This window comes from Kordia antarctica (genome assembly GCF_009901525.1).
In the GTDB taxonomy this organism is placed as follows: Bacteria; Bacteroidota; Bacteroidia; order Flavobacteriales; family Flavobacteriaceae; genus Kordia; species Kordia antarctica.
On the sequence record NZ_CP019288.1, the window covers coordinates 1,692,538 to 1,717,818 of the forward strand.

The window sequence follows — 25,281 nt, forward strand, 5'->3', positions numbered from 1 at the left end:
TTAGTGTTTTTTAGATAAATTAATTGAGATAATGTTACACAATATATTGCTTTTTCACGAGGCGACTCATATTTTTCGCAATACTGTTGAAACATTATTTTCTAGTGATAACGCACTATCAATTGTGAGAGTTTTACAAGAAAGTAAAGCTAACCAATCGAGATGAATTTTCATAGATCTTCCTGTAAATGTAGAATCATCATAGCGTTTTGCCCAAGCTAAAAAAGCTTCCGAAGTTTCTTTTACTTTTAGGTCTGTAACCAATTTATCTCCATAACGTTCAAATTCTCGTTGTTCGAGTCGTTGCATGCGAATGTTTTTGTCCAAGGTTACAAAAATTGCCAAATCGAAGGCGGTTTTCCACGCTTTTCCCCAACTTACTAAGGAACCGCTGACAATAACATTTGTGTGATTATGAAAATCAATTGTTAAGTTTTTTGTGCGTTCTGCCAACGAAATTTTTTCTTGAAACGGCGGATTTGTGACTTTCCAATAATAATCGTCTACATCTAAATGTTTAAAATTAGTTGCAACAGAAAGTGCTTTTCCCAACGTCGTTGTTCCTGAACCTGATGCGCCGATGATTAGGATTTTCATTTTTTTGGTTGTTTCTAATTGAATTTTGATTTAGAAAAAGGTTTATAAATTAATCACCTATGAAAATTTCTATATCTTCATTGAAAATTTCTTTCTCAAAGAATTGAGCTAAAAACAAATTTGATCGTCTTATTTTCAAGCTTTCTTGATTTTTAAATTTAACACGATAATTTCCAGATTGAATTATATCTACAGAGAAAATTTTCTTTGCTCTCTTTTTAAAAACGTATGACTGTATCTTAAACGTAACAGAGTTAGGTGTAACCACAGTATTATTGCCAACCAATTCCAAAGAAATTGAAAAATTATCTAATTTAACACTCCATCCGCCTAATACCTTTACACCATATATACCTGTCGATAAATAAATTTCTCGATCATTATCATGTATATTAATTGGTGTATTCATTTTATAAAAATACTACTTTTCCTGAAGAGACTTTAATTGATTTGCAAATGAATTCGAGATAAACTTTACTAATTCAAAAAAAATATTCTCCATTGTTCTTCTGAATTTTAAAAGTACAATTTTCTTTGATACGTCTTTACGAGCGTTTTGTTTACATTGAGCTTAGTCGAAATAAAAAAACTTGTGGCAATCTGTGTGTCGACTAGCAGATTACTTCGACTCCGCTCAGCACAAGTACTTCGTCGATTCCTCCTCGTAATGACGTTTCGTAGTTGGATTCAAAAATTCATCATTAATTATTCAAAATTTGATATTCGATATTCTTCCCGAGTTAGCGATAGCAGTGAAAAGCCCACAGCGAGTTTGCGAGCGAGGACTTGCAACGAATAGCGCGACCTGAAGCGATAGCGAAAGGGAACTTCCAAAAAACAATTTGAAAATGTGTCAATTTGATAATTTGATAATTTCACTCAAGTGCTAAACGACTCCATTACTAATCAACTATACATAGACAAGCTCAACAAAAATATACCAAAAGCAAAATTTTAGTTTATAAGTTGAAAGGTTTATCAGTTTATCTACTTGTGTAACTAATTCACATACCAACATTTCGACAGCGCTCAATGTGACAAATACCAAAAGCGAAGCAATACCAACATTCCAAAAGCGAAGCGAGTCCAAGAGCAAAGCGATACTAAAGGCAAAGCCGTTTCTAATAGCGAAGCGCGTCTAAGAGAGAAGCGAGTCCAAGTAAAAACAATTGCATAAAATTTAAAGTTCGGTCAGAATTGCGTAAATTCGCTTTTCGAAATCAGACAACAAAATTTTAAGATATGAGTACATACGATATCATCGTTTTAGGAAGTGGTCCTGGCGGATATGTTACTGCCATTAGAGCATCTCAATTAGGATTAAAAACAGCCGTAATTGAGAAAGAAAGTTTAGGTGGCGTTTGCTTAAATTGGGGATGTATTCCAACGAAAGCATTATTGAAATCAGCACAAGTTTTTGAGTATTTGAAACATGCCGAAGATTACGGATTGTCAGTGAAAGATGCCGATAAGGATTTTGACGCTGTCGTAAAACGGAGTCGTGGCGTTGCTGACGGAATGAGCAAAGGTGTTCAGTTTTTGATGAAGAAAAACAAGATTGATGTCCTAGAAGGTTTCGGAACATTGAAAGCCGGAAAGAACGTTGATGTTAAAGGTAAAGACGGTAAAACTACCGAATATAGCGCAAAACATATTGTAATTGCTACTGGAGCGCGTTCGCGCGAATTGCCAAACTTGCCACAAGATGGTAAGAAAGTGATTGGTTATAGAGAAGCAATGACGCTGAAAGAACAACCAAAGAAGATGATTGTAGTTGGATCTGGAGCAATTGGTGTTGAGTTCGCATATTTTTACAATTCGATGGGAACGGAAGTTACGATTGTAGAATATTTACCAAAGATTGTTCCTGTGGAAGATGATGATGTTTCGAAACAATTGGAGCGTTCGTTCAAGAAAAGTGGAATTAAAATTATGACATCTGCAGAAGTAACTTCGGTTGATATTTCTGGAAATGGCGTAAAAGCAACTGTGAAAACGAAAAAAGGCGAAGAAGTATTGGAAGCTGACATTGTACTTTCGGCAGTTGGAATTAAAACAAATATTGAAAATATTGGACTTGAAGCTGTCGGAATTGCAACGGATAGAGATAAAATTTTAGTGAACGATTTTTACCAAACAAATATTCCTGGATATTACGCTATTGGCGATGTAACTCCTGGACAAGCCTTGGCACATGTTGCTTCTGCGGAAGGAATTTTATGCGTAGAGAAAATTGCAGGAATGCACGTAGAAGCTTTAGATTATGGAAATATTCCTGGTTGTACGTATTGTTCTCCTGAGATTGCTTCTGTTGGTTTAACAGAGAAACAAGCAATAGAAAAAGGATATGAAATTAAAGTTGGAAACTTCCCGTTTTCAGCTTCTGGAAAAGCAAGTGCTAGCGGAGCAAAAGAAGGTTTTGTAAAAGTAATTTTCGATGCAAAATACGGAGAATGGTTAGGTTGCCACATGATTGGCGCTGGCGTTACCGATATGATTGCAGAAGCCGTTTTAGGTAGAAAGCTAGAAACTACAGGTCATGAAGTGTTGAAAGCGGTACATCCGCATCCAACAATGAGTGAAGCTGTAATGGAAGCCGTTGCCGCCGCTTATGGCGAAGTCATTCATTTATAATATAGATTTTAAAAGCTGCTCGTTGAGTGGCTTTTTTTAATTTCTTTTCTTTCATGTATGTTAAACAATAGTGTTTTTAAAAAAACAGTAACGATTCTTAGTCTTGTAACTGCATTGCTGGCACTATTTGTTTTCATTACAGGAAAACAATCTTTAGCTTCTGTTTTTCAATCTGACGAAACTGTTCAAGAAACAGTTATAGACAATAGTAGTTTAGAAGAGGGAAAAAAAGATACTACATATACAAGTTCTGATAAAGGAAATGTTTTTTATAGATATTATAACTGGAATAGCAGTTATTGGTGGAAAACCGTAAGTATATGTATCGTAGTTATGTTTATTATTTTCTTTACGATAAGAGATTCTAAAGGATTCTGGCATGATATTTATGAGTTAATTGGAGGAATTTTGGGTGTTATTTCCTTTTGGTCTGTCCTATTGGCAATTATTTCTTATCTATGGAATTTAATTTTTTAATCAACTTTCAACAGTATAAAAAAGTTACACATTTAACTCACAACGTATATAGTTATGGAACCAATAAGTAAAGAAACCAACACATTAAAAGCTTTTCGCTGGATTGCGATTTTAGAAGGAATTTCATATATCGCTTTCTTTATTACAATGCCTCTAAAATATTTTATGGAAATGCCTAAACCAAATAGAATTGTAGGTATGACACATGGAGTATTATTTTTAATCTATGTGCTATTAGCGTTTTTAGTCACGAAAGAACAAAAATGGAATTTTAAAAGTTTTGGAATTTTATTTTTAGCTTCGTTAATTCCTTTTGCTACGTTTTATGTGGAACGAAAGTATTTGAGGATTAAATAGTTTTAGGGTATTGGGTATTGGGTCTTTGTTTTTTTTGTATCTTACTATTTAATTTTTAAAATCGAATAGTATGTTAGAAAAACTTAAACAGTACCAAATCAAGAATTCTCAAACTATTTGTGGAGGAAGCGAAACTCAAAGACATCAAATTAAGCAAGAAACAACAACTAAGTAATTCTTATGCTAGCGAACTTCGGTTCGCTTTTTTACTTTCAAACAATTGTTTCTTTGTTAATTACGGTCTTACCGTACATTCTTGCTGATTTATTTTTATACTTTATGATCTAATCAAAAACTTTATATCATGAAAAAAAAGAATCTTACATCGTTTAAACTTAACAAAAAGTCAATATCAAATCTTAAATCTCCAATTGAAGTAATTGGTGGAGGGAAAACAATACATAAATGTTCACATCTCTTAACTTGTCCTTTGGGAATGTGTGCTGATCCAGGCAACAACTAAAGCTTATTTAAGTAAACTTAGATTAAATACAAAAAGTCATTCAATTTCTTGAATGACTTTTTCCTCAACCAACCTAATAACTGATATCCCACCATCAGCTATGAAAAAATTGCACGAAACCATTCGCTTGGTTTCATGTTCAAATATAGCAGGTGCGAGTCTTAATTTGTTCTTAAGTAATTGCCAAAACTTGATTAAAGTTTTCACAGAGAAACGTTAATTTTTAAGAGTTTTCGGCTATTTCGGAATCAAATCGCAGTACCAAAAAGCCGTATCCCAAGTAGAATCGTCTGAGGAACAGGTATCTTCTTCTTTTTTAGAAGGCGAATACGTTTTTAACACTTTTTCGCCAATAGTAAAGTCAATTGGTGATGAAAATAATGGCCCGTCAAATACAAACGTGTGAAATTCTCCATTTTCGCCACAAGGATCAACCGTAGAAGGTAAATCATTTAGAAAGCTTTCATCTAGGATTCTTCCAACAAAAGATTCATCTAATAGTTTTGCGTTTACACAAACCGTAATGGCTTTAAAACCCAACGAGATGAATTCTTTTATCAATGCTTTTGTATCTTGTTTCCATAATGGAAAAACACCTATAATACCAACTTCTTTGAGTTTTTCCTCGCGATAGTTGCGTAAATCTTCTAAAAATATATCGCCAAATATTCCATATTGAAAACCATTAGCAACCAATTCTTCCGTTGCTTTTCGCATGGTTTCATCATAACTCGACATAGAAACTTCTGCCGGAAAGTATATTTTTTTCAATGGAATTTGTAAGCGTTCTACTTGTGTATCTAACAATTCTTCACGCAAACCGTGCATAGAAACACGTTCATAGTCTTTATTTACTGTTGTTACGAGTTGTGTAATGCTGTATTCTTTCTGTCGTAAGACATGATAAAGTGCCAAAGAGGAATCTTTTCCTGTGCTCCAATTAAAGTATGCTTTCTTCATAAATTTACGATACGAAACTCTGCATTGCCAATTGGTAGCTTTGCATCCCAAAACCTAAGATAACACCTTTTGCATGTGCCGAAATATATGATTGATGCCTAAATGTTTCTCTGCCAAATGTATTGGAAATATGTACTTCGACAACTGGCGTACTGATGGCTTTGATTGCATCGCCAATTCCGATAGAAGTATGTGTGTACGCGCCTGCATTTAAAATAATACCATCATATTCAAAACCAACTTCTTGTAGTTTAGTAATCAATTCGCCTTCTATATTGGATTGATAGTAGCTTAGTTTTACATTCGAAAACTGTTTTTGTAGTGCTTTAAAATAATCTTCAAACGTAGCATTTCCGTAAATTTCTGGTTCACGCTTTCCGAGCAGATTCAAGTTAGGTCCGTTGATGATGATCATTTTTTTCATAGAAGTAAAGATATTAAAAAACAACAAAGGTCTTTCAATTTAGAAAGACCTTTGTATATATTAATATTTATTTTTTTATGACACTATAAAAATAGAGAAAATCCTAAACCAACTGCTAAACTAGAATTTTTACTTACTAAGTCATTATTTTCTTTATTCTTCTGGTTTGTATTTAAGTATAATACTGAAAAATCAACAGATAATGATTCATTTACAAAATAAGCTACACCACCTTTTCCTCTAAGTGCTAAACCATTAGATTTTAAAACGTCATCATCTCCGCTACTTGTAGAAATTAACCCTGCACCTAAGCCTACAAAAGGCTTAAATTTATCGCCAGCTTCAAAATAATAAGTTCCTCCTAGAATTGAACTAAAAGAAGAAGTGGTAACATCTGTAGTTCCATCATCATTTTTAGCAGAAGAGAATGATAAATCTAATCCTACAGCTAAATTATTGATCACAAAATAACCAACACTTGGTGTAAAGGAAAAAATAGAAGCCTTAGCGTCATCGCTTATTTCTTCTCCTTCAAATTCCAATGTAAGATTAGTGGTAGCAAAAGAAATAGAAGTCGATCCAGAAATTACCCATTTCCCTTGTTCTGTTTGCGCGTTTGCAGTAAATGCAAATCCGAAAATCGCTACAGCTGCTAAAATAATTTTTTTCATAATATTATGTTTTTATAATTGTTGAAGGACAAATATAAAAACAATATTCTAAATTTCAATAGGGGAAAATTCCCCTTTTTTCTTTGTTTATCGCTGCTAGCATTGTGCTATTAAAACATAAACACACAAGAACGCCACTAACTACCTAGTATAAAAAGTGTTATAATCTCAATATAAAACATCTTTTCTCACGCTTTATATTGATTATTTATCATGATATTTCTCGATTTTAATATTTTTTTAACTCTTTCCGCTGTTTCTTGCTACATTTGAATATGAAATGGCAACATTTACTTAAGGATTTTCAGATCTATTTAAAGATTGAGCGTGGTTTATCAGAGAATACAATCATAAATTACGCACATGATATTGAAAAATTGATGCGTTTTTTAGAAGACAACGACATCAACCTTTCTCCTTTGGCTATTGATGAAACTACTATTCAACAATTTATCTATGAAGTTGCAAAAATCTTAAACGCACGATCGCAAACTCGAATTATTTCTGGTTTGAAAAGCTTTTTTAATTATTTAATTTTTGAAGATTACAGAAAAGACAATCCAATGGAATTGATTGAAGCACCAAAGATTGGTAGAAAACTTCCTGATACTTTAGCACTAGAAGATATTGAAAAACTTATTGCCACTATTGATTTAAGCAAAGCAGAAGGACACAGAAATAAAGCTATTATTGAAACTTTATACGGTTGCGGTTTGCGCGTAAGCGAATTGGTTGGTTTAAAACTGTCCGATTTATTTTTTGATGAAGGATTTATCAGAGTGACAGGAAAAGGCGACAAACAACGATTTATTCCTATAAGTAAATTTACCCAAAAACATATCAACCTATACATAAAAGGAGATCGAATAAAAGTAAAACACATTCCTGAATTTAGTGATACGGTTTTTTTAAACAGACGCGGAAAACAATTAACACGTGTCATGATTTTTACTATTATTAAGCGTTTAACCGAGAAAGCAGAAATCAAGAAAAATATATCACCGCATACATTCCGTCATTCATTTGCAACGCATTTATTAGAGAATGGAGCCGATTTGCGCGCCATACAACTCATGTTAGGACACGAAAGCATTACAACTACCGAAATCTACATGCATGTTGATAGAAGTCATTTGGCAAAAGTGATGGAAAAATATCATCCAAGAACATAAAAAAAACAGAAACCTTTCTGGGAGAGATTTCTGTTTTTTCTTCTTTTTCGGCATTATTGCAATTTTTAGCAGGTTTTCCAGCATTCTTTTACGGAACTTCTTTCTCCAACAAAAATACTGTTACAATAACACATAAATGATGTTTCTAAAGAGGTTACTTTTCCTCCAGAGGAATCAACCTGCTGCGTTTTAGTCAGCGTATCGACACCTGTAAGATTCAAAATTTTCTGTAACATATCTAGGGCTATTTGGGTTATACATAAAATTACTTATAAATAACACAAACTCGCCAAAGAATTGCCATAAACTATAAACGTGAATACCGTAGTTATGAAACTTCGATATTCACGTTTTGTGAATGTATATATAGTGAACTCGTTTAAACTTATTTTGCGATGTTTACCGCTCTTGTTTCTCGAATTACTGTAATTTTCACTTGTCCCGGATAGGTCATATCCGTTTGAATTTTTTGTGAAATATTAAATGATAATTCTGCTGCTTTCGCATCGTCTACCTTTTCGCTTTCTACAATAACACGTAATTCTCTACCTGCCTGAATTGCATAGGCTTTTTTCACTCCTGGGAATCCGAATGCGATATCTTCCAAGTCTTTTAAACGTTGAATGTAACTGTCTAATACTTGACGACGCGCGCCTGGTCTTGCTCCTGAAATTGCATCACACACTTGTACAATTGGTGATAACAAGGAAACCATTTCAATTTCATCGTGATGCGCTCCAATAGCGTTACACACTTCTGGTTTTTCCCCATACTTTTCTGCCCATTGCATTCCTAAAATTGCGTGTGGCACTTCTGTTTCCGTATCTGGCACTTTTCCGATATCGTGTAGTAATCCTGCTCTTTTAGCAAGTTTCGGGTTCAATCCGAGTTCGGAAGCCATCACGCCACAAAGTTTTGCTACTTCACGTGAGTGTTGTAATAAGTTTTGTCCGTAAGAAGAACGATATTTCATTCTACCAACCGTTTTTATTAACTCTGGATGCAATCCGTGAATTCCTAAATCGATTACCGTACGCTTTCCAACTTCAATAATTTCTTCATCAATTTGTTTGCGAGTTTTCTTTACAATTTCTTCAATTCGTGCTGGATGAATTCGTCCATCAGTAACCAATCTGTGTAATGATAAACGTGCAATTTCTCTTCGAACCGAATCAAAACAGGAAAGAATAATTGCTTCTGGTGTATCATCTACAATAATTTCAACGCCAGTTGCAGCTTCTAATGCTCTAATATTTCGTCCTTCTCTACCAATAATACGACCTTTTACATCGTCCGATTCAATATTAAATACAGAAACACAGTTTTCTACTGCTTCTTCTGTTCCGATACGTTGAATAGTATTGATAATTATCTTTTTTGCGTCTTGTTGTGCGGTCATTTTAGCTTCTTCAAGTTTTGCTTGAATGTAGCCCATTGCATCAGATTTCGCTTCTTCCTTTAATGAAGTAACCAATTGCTCTTTTGCTTCGTCGGCAGACAATCCAGAAATTACTTCTAGTTGTTCTATTTGACTTTTGTGCAGTTTCTCAACCTCCGTTTTTTTCTTTTCTACAAAATCCAATCGATAGTCGTAATCTTTTACTTTTGCTTCTATTTCTTGGTTGAGTTTTTTATTCTTAGATAATTCGCTAGAAACTTGCGATTCTTTGTCACGTGTACGTTTCTCTGCTTCTGCCATTTTCTTATCTTTCGATAAAATAAACTTTTCGTGCTCTGCTTTTAATTCTAAGAACTTTTCTTTTGCTTGAAGAATCTTGTCTTTCTTCACATTTTCAGCATTCGATTTTGCATCTTTTAATAAAGTAGAAGCTTGTTTTTTAGCTCCTTGTATCATTGAAGAAGCTTGTTTCTTCTCCAAAACCTTTGCAATGGCAAAACCTATGATTAAGCAAATCACACCAACGGCGATTGCTATTATAATTGTTGTACTTTCCATCATCTATCGTCTTAATTGTGTATTCATTATACTAAAATATTAAACTCCAAGACTCATCTTGTTCCTTAAAAATTGAATTAAGGATTGAGTTTTAAACCTAAGATTCCGTTTTTCAACGGGATTGAGTTCAACTTACAATTTTGCGTTCGCCTTTCAGGCTTCTCAAAATTGAGTTATCAATTGTGTTTCAAATTAGGATTCCGTTCTGCAACGGAATGAGTTCAACTTACAATTTTGCGTTCGCCTTTCAGGCTTCTCAAAATTGAGTTTCACTCAAAAAAAAACCTACATTGATTAGAGTTTTGTATAAACTCCAAAAAAACAAGTTTAGAGCTAACAGATTGATCAAGGATCTGTCCAAATACTAAACAAGTTCAGTATTGACAGCATGCTTTTACAACCATGACTCACTCTTTTTAATTATATTAACGTTGAGTTTATCAAAAATAAAAACCAATGTAGGCAGTAACCTATTATATTTTAAAGAACTTATGAACTAAGCTGCGCTTTCAATAACTCGTCGAGCGCTTTTAATTTTTCTTCTAATGCTGTTTGATTCGTCTCTTTATCTATGGCTTTTTGTTCCACTTGCGAGGCAAATTGTAAGGCACACATTGCCAATACATCTTGCTTGTCTCTTACTGCGTAACTTTGCTCAAACTGCTTGATCATACTTTCTATTTTCTTTGCCGCTTTCCGAAGTCCTTCTTCTTGACCTGCTGCAATAGTTAACGGATACACTCTATCCGCAATAGTAAGCTTTATTTTGAGCTGATTTTCCATAGTCTAAAAAACTATCTAGTTTATTCGGCTAATTGTGTAATACAATGGTCTATTTGCCGAATTAATGTATTTATTTTAAGCTTAGCTTCTTTTTTGTTGTTATCACTGCCAAGCATTGAATTTGCAATTTTAAGCGCGTTAAACTTTTCTTCCCACTGTGAGATTTCTTCGTGTAAACGTACTGTTTGTTCCTTTGAATTGTCTAATTCTTGATTTAGTTTGTAATTTTTTTGCTCTAAAACTTCAAGCTTGTGAAGCATTTTACGCAGGCTATTTTCAAGAGAATCAACGATTTTCAATGTACTACTCATTACATTTTTATTCAATGCATATAATTACAAATTTAGCATTCATAAAATTAGTTCGCAAGAGTTTTGACTATTATTTAAAGTAATACTTTAAGAATTGTATTTTTTTGGTGCAGTTTTTGAATTTAAAGATTCCAAATTAACTAAGTATTAGCTATTTTAGCTTCTCAAACGCACTTTTGATTTATGTACAGACTGTTTTATATTTTTTTATGTTGCTTTTCCGTTGCTTTTTCTCAAAATAAATATCCGCAAAACGATTTTAGATCGCCGCTCGATATTCCAATTATTTTATCGGGAACTTTTGGCGAACTGAGAAGCAATCATTTTCACTCAGGAATTGATATTAAAACAAAACAAAAAGAAGGTTTTGAAGTTTTTGCCATTGGCGACGGACACGTTTCTCGTATAAAAATTCAGCATTGGGGATTTGGAAAAGCGTTGTATATCACACATTCAAACGGTTATACTTCCGTATATGCGCATTTGAAAAAGTTAGCACCAAAATTAGAAGCGTATTTAAAAAAACAACAATATAATAAGGAACGCTACGAAATTCAATTGTATCCAACTGCGGATGAATTAATGTTAAAAAAAGGCGAAGTTATTGCGTATTCAGGAAATAGTGGTTCTTCTGGTGGACCGCATTTACACTTCGAAATTCGTGATGCAGCTTCGAAACCTATGAATCCGATGTTGTTTGGTATTGACGTAAAAGATTCACATTATCCAACAGTAAATGGTTTGTTTGCGTATGCGTTGTCAGATTCTGCTCAAATTAATTCTTCAAATAAAATTGTGCAATTGCAATTGAAAAAAGACAAAGAAGAAAATAGTTTTATTGCTGATAAAGTGTTCGCTTCTGGCGAGATTGGACTCGGCGTAAATTCATATGATAAACAAGATTTAGCATTTAATAAAAATGGAATTTACGAATTGGAAAGTTTTGTAAATGGTGTGAAAAATTTCAGCTACAGCTTTAAAAAATTCTCTTTTGGCGAATCGAGATATATTAATACATTGATTGATTATGAACGTTATAAAGAGAAAAAGCAACGTGTGCAACGCTGTTTTGTAACGCCTGCAAATAAATTGAGTATTTATAATGATGTTGTAAATAACGGAATTCTTAAAATTGAAGAAGGAAAAGAATATACAATTGTATTGAAAGTCAAGGATTTTAAAAATAACACAACGACAATTACAGTTCCTATTGTTGGTAAGAAACAAAACATCACACAAAAGAAAAAAGAAACTGTTACAAATCATTTGATTACGCGAAATGCAGCACACACAATTAAAGAAGATCTTGTGAGCGTATATATTCCGAAACAGGCGTTTTATGAAGATTTTTATTTCGAGCTGGCGAAAGATAAAAAAGGACGCTACACTATTCACAATGATAAAGTACCTGCGCACAAAAATTTTGTCATTACGTTTGATGTTTCAAGCTATACCGAAAAAGAACGCAAACAATTGTTCATTGCAAGTTTGGATCGGAAGAAAAAACCATCTTACAGTAGTACGAAAAAGAAAGGCACAAAATTTACGACAAGTACTAAGAATTTAGGAACTTACTTTCTTGCAAAAGACACAATTCCACCAAAAGTGAGACCTATAAATTTTGCAAAAGACAAGTGGATTTCTAACAAAAAGTATTTAAAAATAAAAGTAACAGATGATCTTTCGGGCGTTCGCAGTTATCGCGGAACGATTAACGGAAAATGGGTTTTATTTGAATATGACGCAAAAAAAGGAATGCTAATTTACAATTTTAGCGATCTTATTTTTGAAGAAGCAAAACATAATTTAAAACTCATCGTTACTGATAATGTTGGAAATAATACTACTTTTACAAGCACCTTTTTTAGAAAAAATTAAAAACCAATTATATTGAAAGCTATACAATCCATCCTTTTTTTCAGTTTTTTATTGTTTGCCAATTTTATAATTGCGCAAACAGCAACTGTTAGAGGCGTTATTTTAGACACAAATAATAAACCTGTTGAAGCGGTAAATATTAAAACTTCCGTCGGAACGGGAACGCAAACCAATAAAAATGGCTTTTTTATGATTGTGATTCCTTCGGATGAAAAAGTGACGCTTACGTTTTCGCACATTGCACATAAAAATATTACGTTGACAGTTCAGTTGAAAAACGGCGAAGATTACGAAATTTTTCCGTTGCTGTCTAAAACTGCCGAACAAATAGGAACGGTTGTGTTAGATACGCGCAATCGAAAAGCAGTTGAAGGAATACAGACGGTTTCTGCGGAAACTGTTCGGTTGATTCCTGGTGCCAATCCTGGTGTGGAAAATTTATTGATGTCTTTTCCTGGTGTAAATAATAATAATGAGTTGAGTACGCAATATTCGGTTCGTGGTGGAAATTACGATGAAAATTTAGTGTATGTCAACGAAATTGAAGTCTATCGTCCGTTTTTAGTACGTTCAGGACAACAAGAAGGATTGAGTTTTGTGAATACGGATTTGGTTCAGAATGTAGATTTTTCTGCTGGTGGATTTCAAGCAAAGTATGGCGACAAACTTTCGTCTGTATTAGATATTACGTATAAAAAACCGGTTCGCTTTGGCGGAAGAGTCAATCTGAGTTTACTTGGCGGAAGTGCTTCTATTGAAACTTCTAGTAATGATAGTAAGTTTTCTACCATTTCTGGGATTCGATACAGAGACAATAGTTTGTTAGTAAATAGCAAACAGACAGAAACCAATTTTAAACCGCGTTTTGTAGATTTTCAAACGTATATGACGTATAAATTCTCTGATAAGTTTCACTTAAACTTTTTAGGGAATATTGCTTTTAATGATTACGATTATGAACCATTAACACGTCAAACAAACTTTGGAACTTTACAAGATCCGATTGCATTATTGGTGTTTTATCAAGGTCGAGAAGAAGATCGTTACCGAACGTATTTTGGAGCTTTGAAAGGAAATTATTATTTGAATGATGATGTAACTTTGAAATTTATCGCGTCAGCATATCATACTACAGAACAAGAACATTTTGACATTTTAGCACAATATAGACTTGGAGAAGTGAATACCAATATTGGCGATCAAGATTTGGGAAGTGTTGAATTTAGTGAAGGAATTGGTTCGCAATTGAGTCACGGAAGAAACGATTTGGACGCATTAATTGTGAATGCAGAACATAAAGGAAGTTATAGAATTAACGGAGATGAAAACCAAGTAGATTGGGGAATTAAGTACACACATGAAGATATTCGTGATCGATTGATTGAATGGGAAGTGATTGATTCTGCTGGATTCTCGATTCGTCCGCCATTGCCACAATTTTCAAACAATCAGCCATATACGCCGTATGAAGGTCCATTAGAACCTTTTCAAACCGTTCGCGCTCGAAATAATACACAAATTGATCGTGTTTCAGGATTTGCACAATGGAGCAAACAATCAACGCTTGGCGAACATGAAGTTTGGACAAATATTGGTGTTCGCGCGCATAGTTGGACAGTAAACGGAGACGGAATTGAGAGTAAAACACAAGCCGTTTTTAGTCCGAGAGGACAAATTGCGATTAAGCCAAATTGGGAGAAAGATATGTTGTTTCGTTTGTCTGGAGGATTTTATCATCAACCGCCATTTTACCGCGAATTGCGTGGCGCAAATGGTGTTGTGAATCCGAATGTAAAAGCACAACAATCTATTCATGTCGTTTTAGGAAACGATTATAGTTTCAAACTTTGGGACAGACCTTTTAAGCTGACAAGTGAAGCGTATTATAAGAGTTTATCTGATGTAAATGCGTATACAATTGAAAACGTTCGAATTCGTTATCGTGCAGATAATGTGGCAGATGCGTATGCGTATGGTTTGGATTTACGTATGAATGGAGAGTTTGTTCCTGGAACGGAAAGTTGGGTAAGTTTTGGATATTTGAAAACGGAAGAAAATATTAATAATCGTGGATATATTAGCAGACCAACCGATCAACGTTTGAAGTTTGCAGTGTTGTTTCAAGATTATATGCCCGCAATTCCAAATTTGAAATTATACTTGAATTTAACATATAATACAGGATTGCCTGGCGGATCGCCGAGTTATTCTGATCCATATCAATTTCAAAGTAAATTACCTGATTATAAACGTGCTGACGTTGGATTCTCGTATGTTATTGTAGATCAAGAACGACAGTTTGACAAAGGAAGTTGGTTGCACGCATTTAAAGAACTGAATGTAGGTTTTGAGATTTTCAATGTGTTCGATGTCCAAAACTCAATTACCAATACGTGGGTTCGTGATGTGTATACAAAACGTCAGTTTGGAATCCCAAATTACCTCACAGGTCGTGTGTTTAATGTGAAGTTGGGAATGCGGTTTTGATTTACGATTGTTGATTGTTGATTGTTGATTGTTGATTGTTGATTGTTGATTGTTGATTGTTGATTGTTGGAAAATAAACTATTAAACTTATAAACTAATAAACTTTTTTAACTAATAAACTCCATTTACAACTACATATTGATGTTTAAAATTGAAAATATTTGAAACGTCTTTGCGAGAGTTTTGAAAAAACTTGTGGCAATCTGCTTCTTTTGTAACAGATCACTTCGCTATCGCTCGTGATGACGAGATTGTAATTATAGAATTAAAAAATGAAGAAGATACTCCTTTTTATAATCGTACTATTTGTTGGAATACAACTCAGCAATGCACAGAAGAAAATTTACGTCAGTGATACTTTTGAAGAACTTTCTGAAGATCATAAAATGATTGCGATTCTTCCTTTTCAGACGACGTTAAACCTTAAATCGGATCAAAATACATATACTGCTGAGCAACTTAAGAAGTTAGCAGAACGAGAAGGTATTGCGGTTCAGCAAGCGTTGGAAAGTTATTTTTTGAATCGAAAACGGAAGAAGAAATTAAAAATTGAATTTCAAGATGTAAATACGACTAATCGTGTTTTGAAGAAAGCAGGAATAACGCTTGAGAATATTGATATTTATACGCCGCAAGAATTGTGTAAGATTTTGAATGTTGACGCAATTATTAGCGGTTCACTGACTTCTCGCCTACTACTTTCTGAAGAAGTTGATACGTCTTTTAATTTGATTACGTTTTTGAAAGGAAAATCCGATTACGGAAAAATTATCATTAAGTTGAGTGATAAGAAAACGGGGAAATTGTTGTGGCGTTATGAGAAAACAATCAATCGGAAATCTGGAAAAAATACGTCTGCCATAATTGCTAAAATGATGCGAATTGCGAGTAGAAAGTTTCCGTATGAGGAGAAGCGGTAGTTGTCTTCGAGAGCTTCAGACAACTGCTCTATTCGACTTTACTGAGACAACGTTTAGAGTTTCAAACAATATTCTAACTTTGACTGTATCTTAAATTCTTGCTCAATTTAAGCAGCTGTAATTTTTATAGAGAATTTTTCAAATCATTCCATTCGATCCAAAATTGACGAAAACCATTTTGGGTAAATTCATCATTTGGCACTTCTTTATCTTTTGGATTTCCATAGAATTGTTCAATTTGGTTTGTAAATTCAATAACTTGATTAACATACATATCAATTGGAATTTTTGCTTTCGTTCCTTTTTCGGTTGTGAATTCAACAATTCCATTTTCGTGTTTAATATTCAAATCTATTCCATTATTACATCCATAAATTAGAACATAATCTTTTTCATCATTCGGAATCATAAAATGTCCACAACAAGGAACTAAATAATTATCAAAATCTCCAATGGTGTAATCTTGTTTCAAAGTTCGAAGTAGATAAAGTCCTGTTGCGCTCAAACACCAAGAGTCAGATTCAGAATCCGAAAGAATTTCATTTCCAATTTTCAGAAATAATTCTCCGTGCGAACATAAATCAGCTTTGTCATTAAGTCCATCGTCTTTTAACCAATGCTGTCTTAAAATTTCTATTTTAAATTCTTGGTTTGTCATTTATTGAATTGTACGTGAGGTGTATATCTTTTCGGGTGAAGTCAAGCTGAATTTTCAACTTTCCTTATCATTTTATTTTTAAGAATTTGTCAAATTTAATTACTTGGCGAACTTGTAAAAGCTACTTTGCCATTAAATTAAGCAATTAAACTCTATTATTTCATACATTGTTCGCGTTATTTATAGTTATCGATTACTAATTCCGTTAGCTGTTTAGATCCTTTTAATTTATATTTTTTGATTATGATCTTTAGTCCACTTTCAAATTTTAAAGGTCCAAGCAATTTCTTTAATTTTTGAACTTTCGTTAGTTTAGTCTCCTGAAAGTCATAACCAAAATGGTTAAGGAATGATATTAAAATACAATGAAAGCATTTTAGCCTTTCAAGCCTGTATCTCGGTTCCGTTTTATTCATTCCATCAAAAAACATATAAATTGGTTGAATATATTCAATCAATTCATCTTTTCGGTCTTCAAATAAATTGAAGCTGATTATTTTTTTCTCTTGAATTAAACACTCATAATATTGTTCAAACCTATTCCTAAAAATATGGTCAGATTGATTATTTGCATCATAATCCGAACCTTTAAATAAATCAACATCACTAATAACATCTGCGAATATTCGAAAATATCGAATCATTTCCATATCATCATTTTCACTATTCGTAGTATCTAAATACTCTAAGTTATCTTCTACAAGTTTTATGTAAGCAAAAAAGTTTAAAAATCTATAAACCATTGTATCAATATAATAATGATTTGTATGATAATCGCCGTTTACTTCAAGCCAATTTTCGCTACAATTTTTTGAGTAATTTTTTAGTCGGCTATGTAAATGTTCTGCACTATTCAATAATTGGCTTTTATATTGGCCAATAATTTCTTTTATTTTTTTCGCTTGTTCGTGTTTGTAATTTTCTTCAAGTTGAAATATGTGGAATTTCCTATCGATTTTTGGCTTTAACCAATATATTGTAATAAGAGAAGAAATTAATCCTGTACCTCCAGCAATTAGTGTCGTTATTAAAGAATCACTCATTTTTTCTAATTTTTTCATCCAAGAAACTCCTGCTATTTCTATCACAACCAAATCCAAGTTTACACAAAAAATTTAGTCAAAAAACTAAATCTAAAATAATTCCACGTAAAATCATATTAAAAAGTAAGATTTTTAATAAAAAAAACTTCCAATCACACTCCAAAAAGAAGTATCACAGGAAGTTTTAAATGAGTTTCTTATTTTTAAGAAACTACTTATATTTTAGATTTAAATATAAAAGTCTAATTCGTGCATTTTAAAGCTCACTTCTTTGTTTGTTGCAAGTGCAGTGCTGTAACCTTCTGCCAGTGCAAAATTGTTTATAAACCAGCGTTTATCATCAACTTGAACTGTATTGTTCTCAACTTCAAGTTCTTCTAAAGGTATGTAAAATCCGCGTCCGTCTGCTTTGATCACACTTTCCTTAATCGTCCAATATTTATAGAATGTTTTGATCGGAGTTTTTGAGCTATGAATTTCTTCCCATTGCGCAGTTGTCATAAGATTTTGGAAATCATCGAAGTTTCGCTCTCGGTTTTCTTCAACATCAATACCAAGTTTAATGTTTTTTCCTATCGCACATAGTACATAATCTCCTGAATGTGAGATGTTAAAATCATATTCATCCAAGGTAAAATAAGGTCGTTTGTGCTTACTATATACAATGAGATCCCAAATGTTGTTTTCTATGTTGTACTTTTTGAGTGCTTCAATTAATAGCAATTTCCCAAATAAATGTGCGTGTCTGTCTTTCCAACGCATGAATCGCGCATTTCTTTCTCGTAAATCTTTTGGCAATAAGTATAGATATTCCTCATAAAGATTTTCTTTAAGTGGGTTTTTAATGGATGTGAAGAATATGTCTATCACGGCTGTTGGTTGCTGGTTGCTGGTTGTTGGTTGTTGGTTGTTGGTTGTTGGTTGCTCAATATAAGCTTGATTTAGATTCTTAGAAAGAATATTAAATTTTTTATTTCGAACCAACATTAAATAATTTTGAAAACATCGTATCGAATATTTCATCAATTCCTTTTACTTCCGAGAATTGTTGTGCTTCTTTGCCAATAACTATTAAAGGAACTTCGTTTTTACTGTGTCCGCCATACGAAAGGTCTTCCATGTTTCCGTGATCGCTGCTGATTACTATATGAATATTTTCAGATTTATCATGAAGAATTCCTCTGAGAAATTCGTCTAATATTTCTAAAAATTCAACAGATTTCTCCATGTTTTTTCTGTGTCCTATTAAATCTGGCAAGAAACATTCAAAGAGAATTAAATCATACTCATTTGTTATATTTTTCAGATTTTCTCCAGCTTTGAAAGGAGCGATTAAAGGAACTCTATTGTTCGGTAAATCTTGTAAGGTTACATTTGTAATATCCCAATGAACAGCATTTCCAGCAATGAGATCGTCTAGTGTGTTAAATCTGCTTTTTCCCGCTAATACACAACGAGTAGTGACACTGTAATTTGTAGAATTTCTGTCAAACGCTTTGAAAAATCCGTCTGTGTAGGAATTCGCAAAGATGCTTTTTATATTGTGTTCTTCGGCATATTTAAAGATGGATCTTTTATTAATAAGTCCAATCAATTCATCATTTGGATATGCCATTAAATGATGTCCCAAAAATGCTTGCGCATTGTATCCTGTGAATAGCGATGATTGCCCAGTTGCACTTTGCGGAACTCCATCAACTCCCAAACAAGCATCAATTCCCTTTAGTAGAAAACCTTGTTTTTCAACATGTGTACTGTGTGTTAAATTCTCTCCAACTAAACTAAATAGTGTTGGCATAGGAACTTGGGTAAATGGATTTGTAGCTTCATCTTTCCCTAAGCCAATTCCATCTAAAAAAATAAATATTAGCTTATTTTTCATTGAATTATTTTTGAGCAAGTTTCACTTCTCTTAGGTCAAAATATCCGTTATATCCTTTCATATATACTGCTGCACGATGTCCAAATAATATGGTTGCTTGTGATCTGGTTTCTAATTCATTTTCATAGAAATCAGAAATTACTTTTGTTCCAATCGGATTAGTTTCATTCCATTGTGCAACCAGTTTTGTAGCACCTGAAGATATGTTTCCTTTAGCAACTTGTGTTTTTGGTTCTTCTTTTTTAGCTGGTTCTTTAGTTTCGTTTGAAGCAGTTGGTGTTGCTACTTCTTTTTTCTCTACTGATTGACCTTGCGTTTTTGCAAAATCCTTTTTAATATATCCAGTCAGTTTGGTAAGTACGTCACCAACGCCTAACTCTTCAAATTCCATGTCTTCTTGTTGTAATAAATAAGTCATACTTTCGGACCATCTTACACTATTAAACAACTGATCTACTAAGTGCTGAGACGTATTGCTCTGATCATAAGGTTTCCCTGTAACATTGGCAATGACATCAATTTTTGATTTGTTGAATCTTTTTTTCTTGATAAATTTTCCAAATTCGTCTGCCGCTTCTTTCATGTATCGTGAGTGAAAAGCGCCACTTGTGTTTAATGGAATAAACATAACATCTGCCTTTTCAAAAAATGGTTGCGCGCTATTAATGTCTTCTCGTAAACCTGAAATAACAATTTGAGAAGAAGCATTTAAGTTTGCAATATCAATAGTAGATAATTTTGCATCTTTTAGTATTTCTTGAATTTGTTCTTCCGAAGAATTTAAAATAGCTGCCATTCCACCATTTTTGGCTTCACTCATCAACTCGCCTCTTTTCTTAACAAGTCTCAAACCACTTTCAAAACTAAATACGCCAGCTGCTAGTAATGCATTGTACTCACCTAAACTGTGACCTGCTACGAAATCTGGTTCTTTTTCTCCGTCTTTTAGTTTCTTTTCATATGATAACGCATTGACAACATATAATGCAGGTTGCGTATATTGTGTTTGATTTAATTTCTGATCTGGATTTTCTAAACAAAGTTCCTTGATAGAATATCCCAATATTTTATCTGCCTTTTTTACCAACGCAGGAAACTCGTCAAAAAGCTCTCCTCCCATTCCTTTTCTTTGAGAACCTTGTCCAGGAAATAAATATGTTTTTTTCATTTTATAGTATTTTATGTTTGGTTGATTGTTTTATTTTTAATTTTTTTCTAGTACAATTGAAGTGTTTATTCCACCAAAACCAAAAGAATTACTCATTGCTATTGTTGCTTGAAAGTTGATAGTTTTTGTTCCACAAAATTGTAAATCGTTCCGAATTGGAGTTTCTAAATTTATGTTTGGATGCAAAAACCCTTCTCTCATTTGTACTACTGTTGCTACTACTTCTACTAATCCTGCGGAATACAAACAATGTCCTGTTAATACTTTCGTAGAATTTAAGAATATGTTTGAGGCATGACTTTCAAAGACTTTATGAATAGCTTCTGCCTCGGTTTTATCGCCCAAAGGTGAAGAACTTCCATGCGTGTTTATGTAATTAATGTTGGAAGCTTCTACTCCTGCACGCTCTAACGCCAAAAGCATTGCCTTTACTTCGCCATTCATGTTTGGATTTGCTGAACTATTTTTATCAAGAATAAATGCATATCCTTTGATGTTTGCCAATGACGAAACAGCTCTTTTAGTTGCACTTGTTTCCGATTCTAGAATTATACTCACACTAGCTTGTCCATAAATAAAACCTTCATGATTTTCATCAAATGGACGACATGCTTTTTCTGGTTGATTGCTATATTTTTTTCCGCCCATAGCACCAATGTTTATAAAACCTTGAATGTCTATTGGAGAAAGATCCGCTACAACGCCAACTACTAAACATACATCAACAATACCTAATTGTATTAATTGATGTCCTTTTATAATGCCTACATTTCCTGTGGCAGATGCGCCGCCAACCACAAAACCTTCGCCTTCAATATCAAATAGTTCACTTAAAACTCCAACTTGATTGGTTTCTAAAAATTCAAGTGCATACCGAGGCGATAGATATTCTGGGTTTTCCTTGAATTGCGAAATAAGGTCATATTGATAATTTTGTGTACTATTTTGTCCAGCTATCACCAATCCGATTTTTTCTGACGAAGTAGTTGACTCAAATAAACGTGCTTGTTCCCAAGCTTGCAACGCAGATAGTATAGAAGTTTGAATCCCAAAAGGTGCTCTTTGTCCCAAACGCTTCGCTTTTGCAAACATTTCTTCAGGAATATTTTGAATATTTTTTAATTTTTCTACAAAAGAAAAATCCTGAATTTTAGCCGCAATGTTTACCGATAATTTTGGTTCAGAACTCAAATTAACGTGTTTTATGCCTGATGTACCTTGCTTTAAAGAAGCACTGAAAGAGGTGAGATTATCTCCAATAGAAGAAATTATCCCCATTCCAGTGATTCCAATACTACTATTCGTTTGCATTATGTATTCCTTTTCCTTTGGTTTCTTATTGCTGGTAATTTTTATTTAATACATCTACCATTCCTTCAATATTGCTCACGCCTGCAAAGCTCATTAATGGTATTTTGATTTCTAATTCGCGCATGGACATGGTTACGATTTCCATTCGGTCAATGGAGTTTGCTCCGATATCTTTTAATTGTTTATCGATGGTAATTTGTGCCGGATCTACATCTGGAAGTATTTCTGTTATTATATTCTTTACAACTCCAAATACGTGTTCTTTTGACATAATTTAATTTTTAAGTTAGCTATTTTGATTTATGGTAATTTAAGATAATTAGCGATGATCGCTTTATTGAAATTCGAAAAATTTTGAATGATTTTGTCCTTTTCTTAGTCGATAGGAAGCAAAATCATGTTTGTTATTAAATTGTAAGTAGATATTATTTTGATATACGGAAGAAAATACCTGCCCAGGGTCTTTCACGTATTTATGTCCCGGAAAAATTCGGGTAGTTGGTTTTACAGTATTCGTAATTTGTTTTAGACTATCAAACATATCGTATGCCGACTCAATATCGGGACATAAACCACAACCTTCATAAAACAGCGTATCGCCACTGAATAAGTTATTCCCGATAAGATAACACATGCTTCCCAGCGTATGTCCAGGAGTAAATAATGGTTTTATTTTTAAAGATCCTACCCAAAATGGTTTTGTACCAATCCCTTGTAATTGTGGAGCGCTGTACTTGGAAATTGTTATTTCTTCGCGTGACATCCATATTGGACAGTCGTATTTTTCAGCAAGCGGTCTGGCAAGGTGTAAATGATCAAAATGAGAATGCGTAAGTAAGATTCCTTTTAAGGTAGTTCGACTCGCTTCTAACGCAAGTTCAATCTTATCCATTTCCCATGCTGGGTCTAAGAGTATTGATTCACTATTTATGTGATCAATAATCAGATAGTTATAGTTTATCATGAACATGTTAGATACTTTCAATACCACAACTTGTGGCTCCAATCCTTCCTTATCAGAATCAAAAGCGTTTTCATTCATAAGTAAATGTTTCAATTTTATTCATACAATATGAGATAAACATACGTTTGTTTTTATATTTTTTAGTAAACTCGATTAAGAAAAAAGAAATTTTACAGCAATCTTGAAAATTATTGATTCGCAGAAAAATTAGCCTTAAATTTTTCTAATGCCTCTAGGTTTTTACCGTATTGATTTAGAATCTGCAACGGAACAGCACCTGAATTTGAATCCACTATATATTTAACGGAAGTAGCAAGCGAACCACTTGGTCCTAAATCTATAAAAATGCACTCTTTATTTTTTACCGTGTTTTTAACTGTTGTTTGAAAATTGACAGGATATCGAATAACTTCCCAAAAGTAGTCATGACTTACCTCTTGAACAATGTCATATTCTTTCGAAGAAATTATTGGAATTTTAGCATCTGACAGTTTTATTTCTTTGACTCTTTTTTTGAATTTTTGTTCTAAATCATCAATAATTGGAGTATGAAATCCGTTATTTACTGGCAATTCCTGCGTTGTAATCCCATCTTGACGCAATGCATTTTGTAGCGAACTTACGTTTTCTGGCAATCCACACACAACAAAACTTCCTGAGAAATTGGTTGCTATAATCCAACATTTCGAAAAAAGATCTGAGTAGTCTAATACAATTTCTTTTCCAGCCATAATGGCTAACATTGTCGCTTTTGGAGTTTCTTCTTCTACAAAATCTGCCATGTCTGTTACGAAACTCAATCCATCTTCAAGCGTTAAAACTTCCGAAGCCATCGCTGCTGTGATTTCTCCTAAACTATATCCTAATACATAATCTGGTTGAATTCCCAAATCTTTCAACACATGAAACATACTATATTGAATACTTAACAGTGCAGGATTGGTGTGTAACAATCGGTCAAACGATTCTCCTCTTTTATCTTTGTTATAAATGATTTCGGTTAAAGAAGTTTTAATCAACGGAGAAACGATTTCATTACACGCATCCATCCAATAGTTGAAAACTTTATGATTTTCATAGAGTTCTTTCCCCATTTGATAATATTGAGAACCTTGTCCCGAAAACATGAAGACATTTTTTTTACTCATGTACTTTTGTTGGTTGCTGGTTACTGGTTACTGGTTACTGGTTACTGGAAAATACTTTTATATTTAAAATTTAGCATTTTACATTTATAATTTCTTTGGTCTTTGGTCTTTGGTCTTTGGTCTTTGGTCTTTGGTCTTAAAAGAAATACTTTTTATTTCAACTATGAATCTTTCTTGACTGAATACTGAATACTGATTACTGATTACTGGTTGTTGGTTGATTGAAAAAATTATAGCTATTTAAACAAAAAAATAGTGTTTTAAATTAATTACCAAATAGTGTTTTGATTCTATCTTTCACTTCAGGTTGTGCAAAGGTTATTGCGTGCATTTTTACTTCTTCTTCAATAATTTTTGGAAGTTCTTGCCTCATTTCTCCAACTAAATGATCTTTCAGAGTAACCAAAGATACTCTTGGTTTTTCGGCTATAGTTGCTGCCAATTCATATGCGTAATCCATTACCTTGTCACGACGTAATACTGGAAAAGGAATTCCTCTTGCTTGTAATTCTTCTCCACGATATTTTTTTGCTGTGAGCAACATTTCTTCTGCCAATACAATCCCCATTTTTTTAGGAAGAATGTACGTCGCTCCCATTCCTGGTGTAAATCCGTAGTTCATAAAATTGGTTGTGTAAATGCTTTCTTGACTTAGTATTACAAAATCAGCAAATAAACCCATCGCAAATCCGCCACCAATTCCGTGACCTTGCATTGCGGCTATGACAGGAATTGGACAGTTTAAGGACAAGCTGTAAAGGTCAAAATCTGTAAATTTTGAATTTCCTTCCGTTAGTTTCATCAGTTGATCTTGCGTGCCTCCACTAGCAAAATACGTATCGTATCCTGTGAGAACAACGACTTTATATTTTGTTTCGTTTTTAACGTGATTAAAGGCTTCCATAAGCCCAGCAGTAAGTGCTTGAGAAAAAGTGTTTTTACTTTCTTTGTCTTGCATTTTTATTTGGATGATACCTTCACCAACTTCAGTCAATTCAACAACTTGTTCCATATTA

At 33.4% G+C, this 25,281-nt stretch carries 26 protein-coding genes and 1 other RNA gene; 7 read left to right on the forward strand and 20 right to left on the reverse strand.

Annotation, left to right across the window (positions count from 1 at the left end):
• Window positions 1–66 precede the first annotated feature (66 nt).
• Window positions 67–597, reverse strand: a complete 531-nt coding sequence (locus IMCC3317_RS06885) for an AAA family ATPase (RefSeq protein WP_160128796.1) — start codon at window positions 595–597, stop codon at window positions 67–69.
• A gap of 49 nt (window positions 598–646) precedes the next feature.
• Window positions 647–1,006: a hypothetical protein gene (locus IMCC3317_RS06890; RefSeq protein WP_160128797.1), complete on the reverse strand. Its 360-nt coding sequence runs from the start codon at window positions 1,004–1,006 to the stop codon at window positions 647–649.
• Window positions 1,007–1,839: 833 nt separating this feature from the next.
• On the opposite strand from IMCC3317_RS06890, the gene lpdA reads away from it, so the two are divergent.
• From lpdA to IMCC3317_RS06905, 3 genes are read left to right on the forward strand one after another with little or no spacing between them, the layout of a single operon-like run.
• Window positions 1,840–3,231 (forward strand): dihydrolipoyl dehydrogenase, encoded by a 1,392-nt coding sequence (lpdA, locus tag IMCC3317_RS06895; protein WP_160128798.1) that lies wholly within the window; start codon window positions 1,840–1,842, stop codon window positions 3,229–3,231.
• Between the two features lie 57 nt (window positions 3,232–3,288).
• The gene (locus IMCC3317_RS06900) at window positions 3,289–3,708 is read left to right on the forward strand and encodes a hypothetical protein (RefSeq protein ID WP_160128799.1); all 420 of its coding nucleotides are present in this window, start codon (window positions 3,289–3,291) and stop codon (window positions 3,706–3,708) included.
• 54 nt (window positions 3,709–3,762) lie between these two features.
• The gene (locus IMCC3317_RS06905) at window positions 3,763–4,065 is read left to right on the forward strand and encodes a DUF3817 domain-containing protein (RefSeq protein WP_160128800.1); all 303 of its coding nucleotides are present in this window, start codon (window positions 3,763–3,765) and stop codon (window positions 4,063–4,065) included.
• A 700-nt stretch (window positions 4,066–4,765) separates the two neighbouring features.
• On the opposite strand, the gene IMCC3317_RS06910 is transcribed toward IMCC3317_RS06905, so the two are convergent.
• The 3 genes from IMCC3317_RS06910 to IMCC3317_RS06920 all read right to left on the reverse strand — a co-directional run bounded on the left by IMCC3317_RS06910 (window position 4,766) and on the right by IMCC3317_RS06920 (window position 6,583).
• Window positions 4,766–5,488, reverse strand: a complete 723-nt coding sequence (locus tag IMCC3317_RS06910) for a Dph6-related ATP pyrophosphatase (RefSeq protein WP_160128801.1) — start codon at window positions 5,486–5,488, stop codon at window positions 4,766–4,768.
• Window positions 5,489–5,492: 4 nt separating this feature from the next.
• On the reverse strand, window positions 5,493–5,912 hold the full coding sequence (gene aroQ / locus IMCC3317_RS06915; protein ID WP_160128802.1) for a type II 3-dehydroquinate dehydratase: 420 nt from the start codon (window positions 5,910–5,912) through the stop codon (window positions 5,493–5,495).
• An 83-nt stretch (window positions 5,913–5,995) separates the two neighbouring features.
• Window positions 5,996–6,583 carry an outer membrane beta-barrel protein gene (locus tag IMCC3317_RS06920; protein WP_160128803.1) on the reverse strand — a complete coding sequence of 196 codons (588 nt, stop codon included), beginning with the start codon at window positions 6,581–6,583 and terminating at the stop codon, window positions 5,996–5,998.
• A gap of 275 nt (window positions 6,584–6,858) precedes the next feature.
• Here IMCC3317_RS06920 and xerD point away from each other — a divergent pair, with 275 nt between their 5' ends.
• Window positions 6,859–7,755, forward strand: a complete 897-nt coding sequence (gene xerD / locus IMCC3317_RS06925; RefSeq protein ID WP_160128804.1) for a site-specific tyrosine recombinase XerD — start codon at window positions 6,859–6,861, stop codon at window positions 7,753–7,755.
• Window positions 7,756–7,820: 65 nt separating this feature from the next.
• On the opposite strand, the gene IMCC3317_RS06930 is transcribed toward xerD, so the two are convergent.
• The 5 genes from IMCC3317_RS06930 to IMCC3317_RS06950 form a co-directional block, all read right to left on the reverse strand.
• On the reverse strand, window positions 7,821–7,991 hold the full coding sequence (locus IMCC3317_RS06930) for a hypothetical protein (protein ID WP_160128805.1): 171 nt from the start codon (window positions 7,989–7,991) through the stop codon (window positions 7,821–7,823).
• A gap of 149 nt (window positions 7,992–8,140) precedes the next feature.
• Complete coding sequence (gene rny, locus IMCC3317_RS06935; RefSeq protein WP_160128806.1) at window positions 8,141–9,712, reverse strand: ribonuclease Y; 1,572 nt, start codon at window positions 9,710–9,712, stop codon at window positions 8,141–8,143.
• 308 nt (window positions 9,713–10,020) lie between these two features.
• Window positions 10,021–10,149, reverse strand: a non-coding RNA gene (gene ssrS, locus IMCC3317_RS06940) — 6S RNA.
• 52 nt (window positions 10,150–10,201) lie between these two features.
• Entirely contained in the window at window positions 10,202–10,495 is a 294-nt protein-coding gene (locus IMCC3317_RS06945; protein WP_160128807.1) for a cell division protein ZapA, read from the reverse strand.
• Window positions 10,496–10,515: 20 nt separating this feature from the next.
• On the reverse strand, window positions 10,516–10,806 hold the full coding sequence (locus IMCC3317_RS06950; RefSeq protein WP_160131882.1) for a hypothetical protein: 291 nt from the start codon (window positions 10,804–10,806) through the stop codon (window positions 10,516–10,518).
• A gap of 183 nt (window positions 10,807–10,989) precedes the next feature.
• Here IMCC3317_RS06950 and IMCC3317_RS06955 point away from each other — a divergent pair, with 183 nt between their 5' ends.
• The 3 genes from IMCC3317_RS06955 (at window position 10,990) to IMCC3317_RS06965 (ending at window position 16,091) form a co-directional block, all read left to right on the forward strand.
• Complete coding sequence (locus IMCC3317_RS06955; RefSeq protein WP_160128808.1) at window positions 10,990–12,684, forward strand: M23 family metallopeptidase; 1,695 nt, start codon at window positions 10,990–10,992, stop codon at window positions 12,682–12,684.
• A gap of 12 nt (window positions 12,685–12,696) precedes the next feature.
• The gene (locus IMCC3317_RS06960) at window positions 12,697–15,171 is read left to right on the forward strand and encodes a TonB-dependent receptor (protein WP_160128809.1); all 2,475 of its coding nucleotides are present in this window, start codon (window positions 12,697–12,699) and stop codon (window positions 15,169–15,171) included.
• Between the two features lie 272 nt (window positions 15,172–15,443).
• Window positions 15,444–16,091, forward strand: coding sequence for a hypothetical protein (locus IMCC3317_RS06965; RefSeq protein ID WP_160128810.1), 648 nt, complete (start codon window positions 15,444–15,446; stop codon window positions 16,089–16,091).
• A 124-nt stretch (window positions 16,092–16,215) separates the two neighbouring features.
• Here IMCC3317_RS06965 and IMCC3317_RS06970 read toward each other — a convergent pair whose 3' ends face one another.
• From IMCC3317_RS06970 to IMCC3317_RS07015, 10 genes are all read right to left on the reverse strand, one after another.
• Entirely contained in the window at window positions 16,216–16,749 is a 534-nt protein-coding gene (locus tag IMCC3317_RS06970) for a hypothetical protein (protein WP_160128811.1), read from the reverse strand.
• A 176-nt stretch (window positions 16,750–16,925) separates the two neighbouring features.
• The gene (locus IMCC3317_RS06975; protein ID WP_160128812.1) at window positions 16,926–17,837 is read right to left on the reverse strand and encodes a hypothetical protein; all 912 of its coding nucleotides are present in this window, start codon (window positions 17,835–17,837) and stop codon (window positions 16,926–16,928) included.
• Between the two features lie 183 nt (window positions 17,838–18,020).
• A complete protein-coding gene (locus tag IMCC3317_RS06980; protein ID WP_160128813.1) occupies window positions 18,021–18,779 on the reverse strand; it encodes a 4'-phosphopantetheinyl transferase family protein in 759 nt (252 codons plus the stop codon).
• Entirely contained in the window at window positions 18,763–19,674 is a 912-nt protein-coding gene (locus IMCC3317_RS06985) for an alkaline phosphatase family protein (protein WP_160128814.1), read from the reverse strand. Before IMCC3317_RS06985 ends, IMCC3317_RS06980 begins: the two co-directional genes overlap by 17 nt.
• Before the next feature lie 4 nt (window positions 19,675–19,678).
• The gene (gene fabD / locus IMCC3317_RS06990) at window positions 19,679–20,842 is read right to left on the reverse strand and encodes an ACP S-malonyltransferase (RefSeq protein WP_160128815.1); all 1,164 of its coding nucleotides are present in this window, start codon (window positions 20,840–20,842) and stop codon (window positions 19,679–19,681) included.
• 36 nt (window positions 20,843–20,878) lie between these two features.
• A complete protein-coding gene (locus IMCC3317_RS06995; protein ID WP_160128816.1) occupies window positions 20,879–22,153 on the reverse strand; it encodes a beta-ketoacyl synthase N-terminal-like domain-containing protein in 1,275 nt (424 codons plus the stop codon).
• Window positions 22,154–22,178: 25 nt separating this feature from the next.
• Entirely contained in the window at window positions 22,179–22,424 is a 246-nt protein-coding gene (locus IMCC3317_RS07000) for an acyl carrier protein (protein WP_160128817.1), read from the reverse strand.
• 63 nt (window positions 22,425–22,487) lie between these two features.
• Entirely contained in the window at window positions 22,488–23,195 is a 708-nt protein-coding gene (locus tag IMCC3317_RS07005; protein WP_160128818.1) for an MBL fold metallo-hydrolase, read from the reverse strand.
• Between the two features lie 110 nt (window positions 23,196–23,305).
• Window positions 23,306–24,265 carry an acyltransferase domain-containing protein gene (locus IMCC3317_RS07010; protein ID WP_160128819.1) on the reverse strand — a complete coding sequence of 320 codons (960 nt, stop codon included), beginning with the start codon at window positions 24,263–24,265 and terminating at the stop codon, window positions 23,306–23,308.
• A 265-nt stretch (window positions 24,266–24,530) separates the two neighbouring features.
• A complete protein-coding gene (locus IMCC3317_RS07015) occupies window positions 24,531–25,277 on the reverse strand; it encodes a polyketide synthase (protein ID WP_160128820.1) in 747 nt (248 codons plus the stop codon).
• Window positions 25,278–25,281 lie beyond the last annotated feature (4 nt).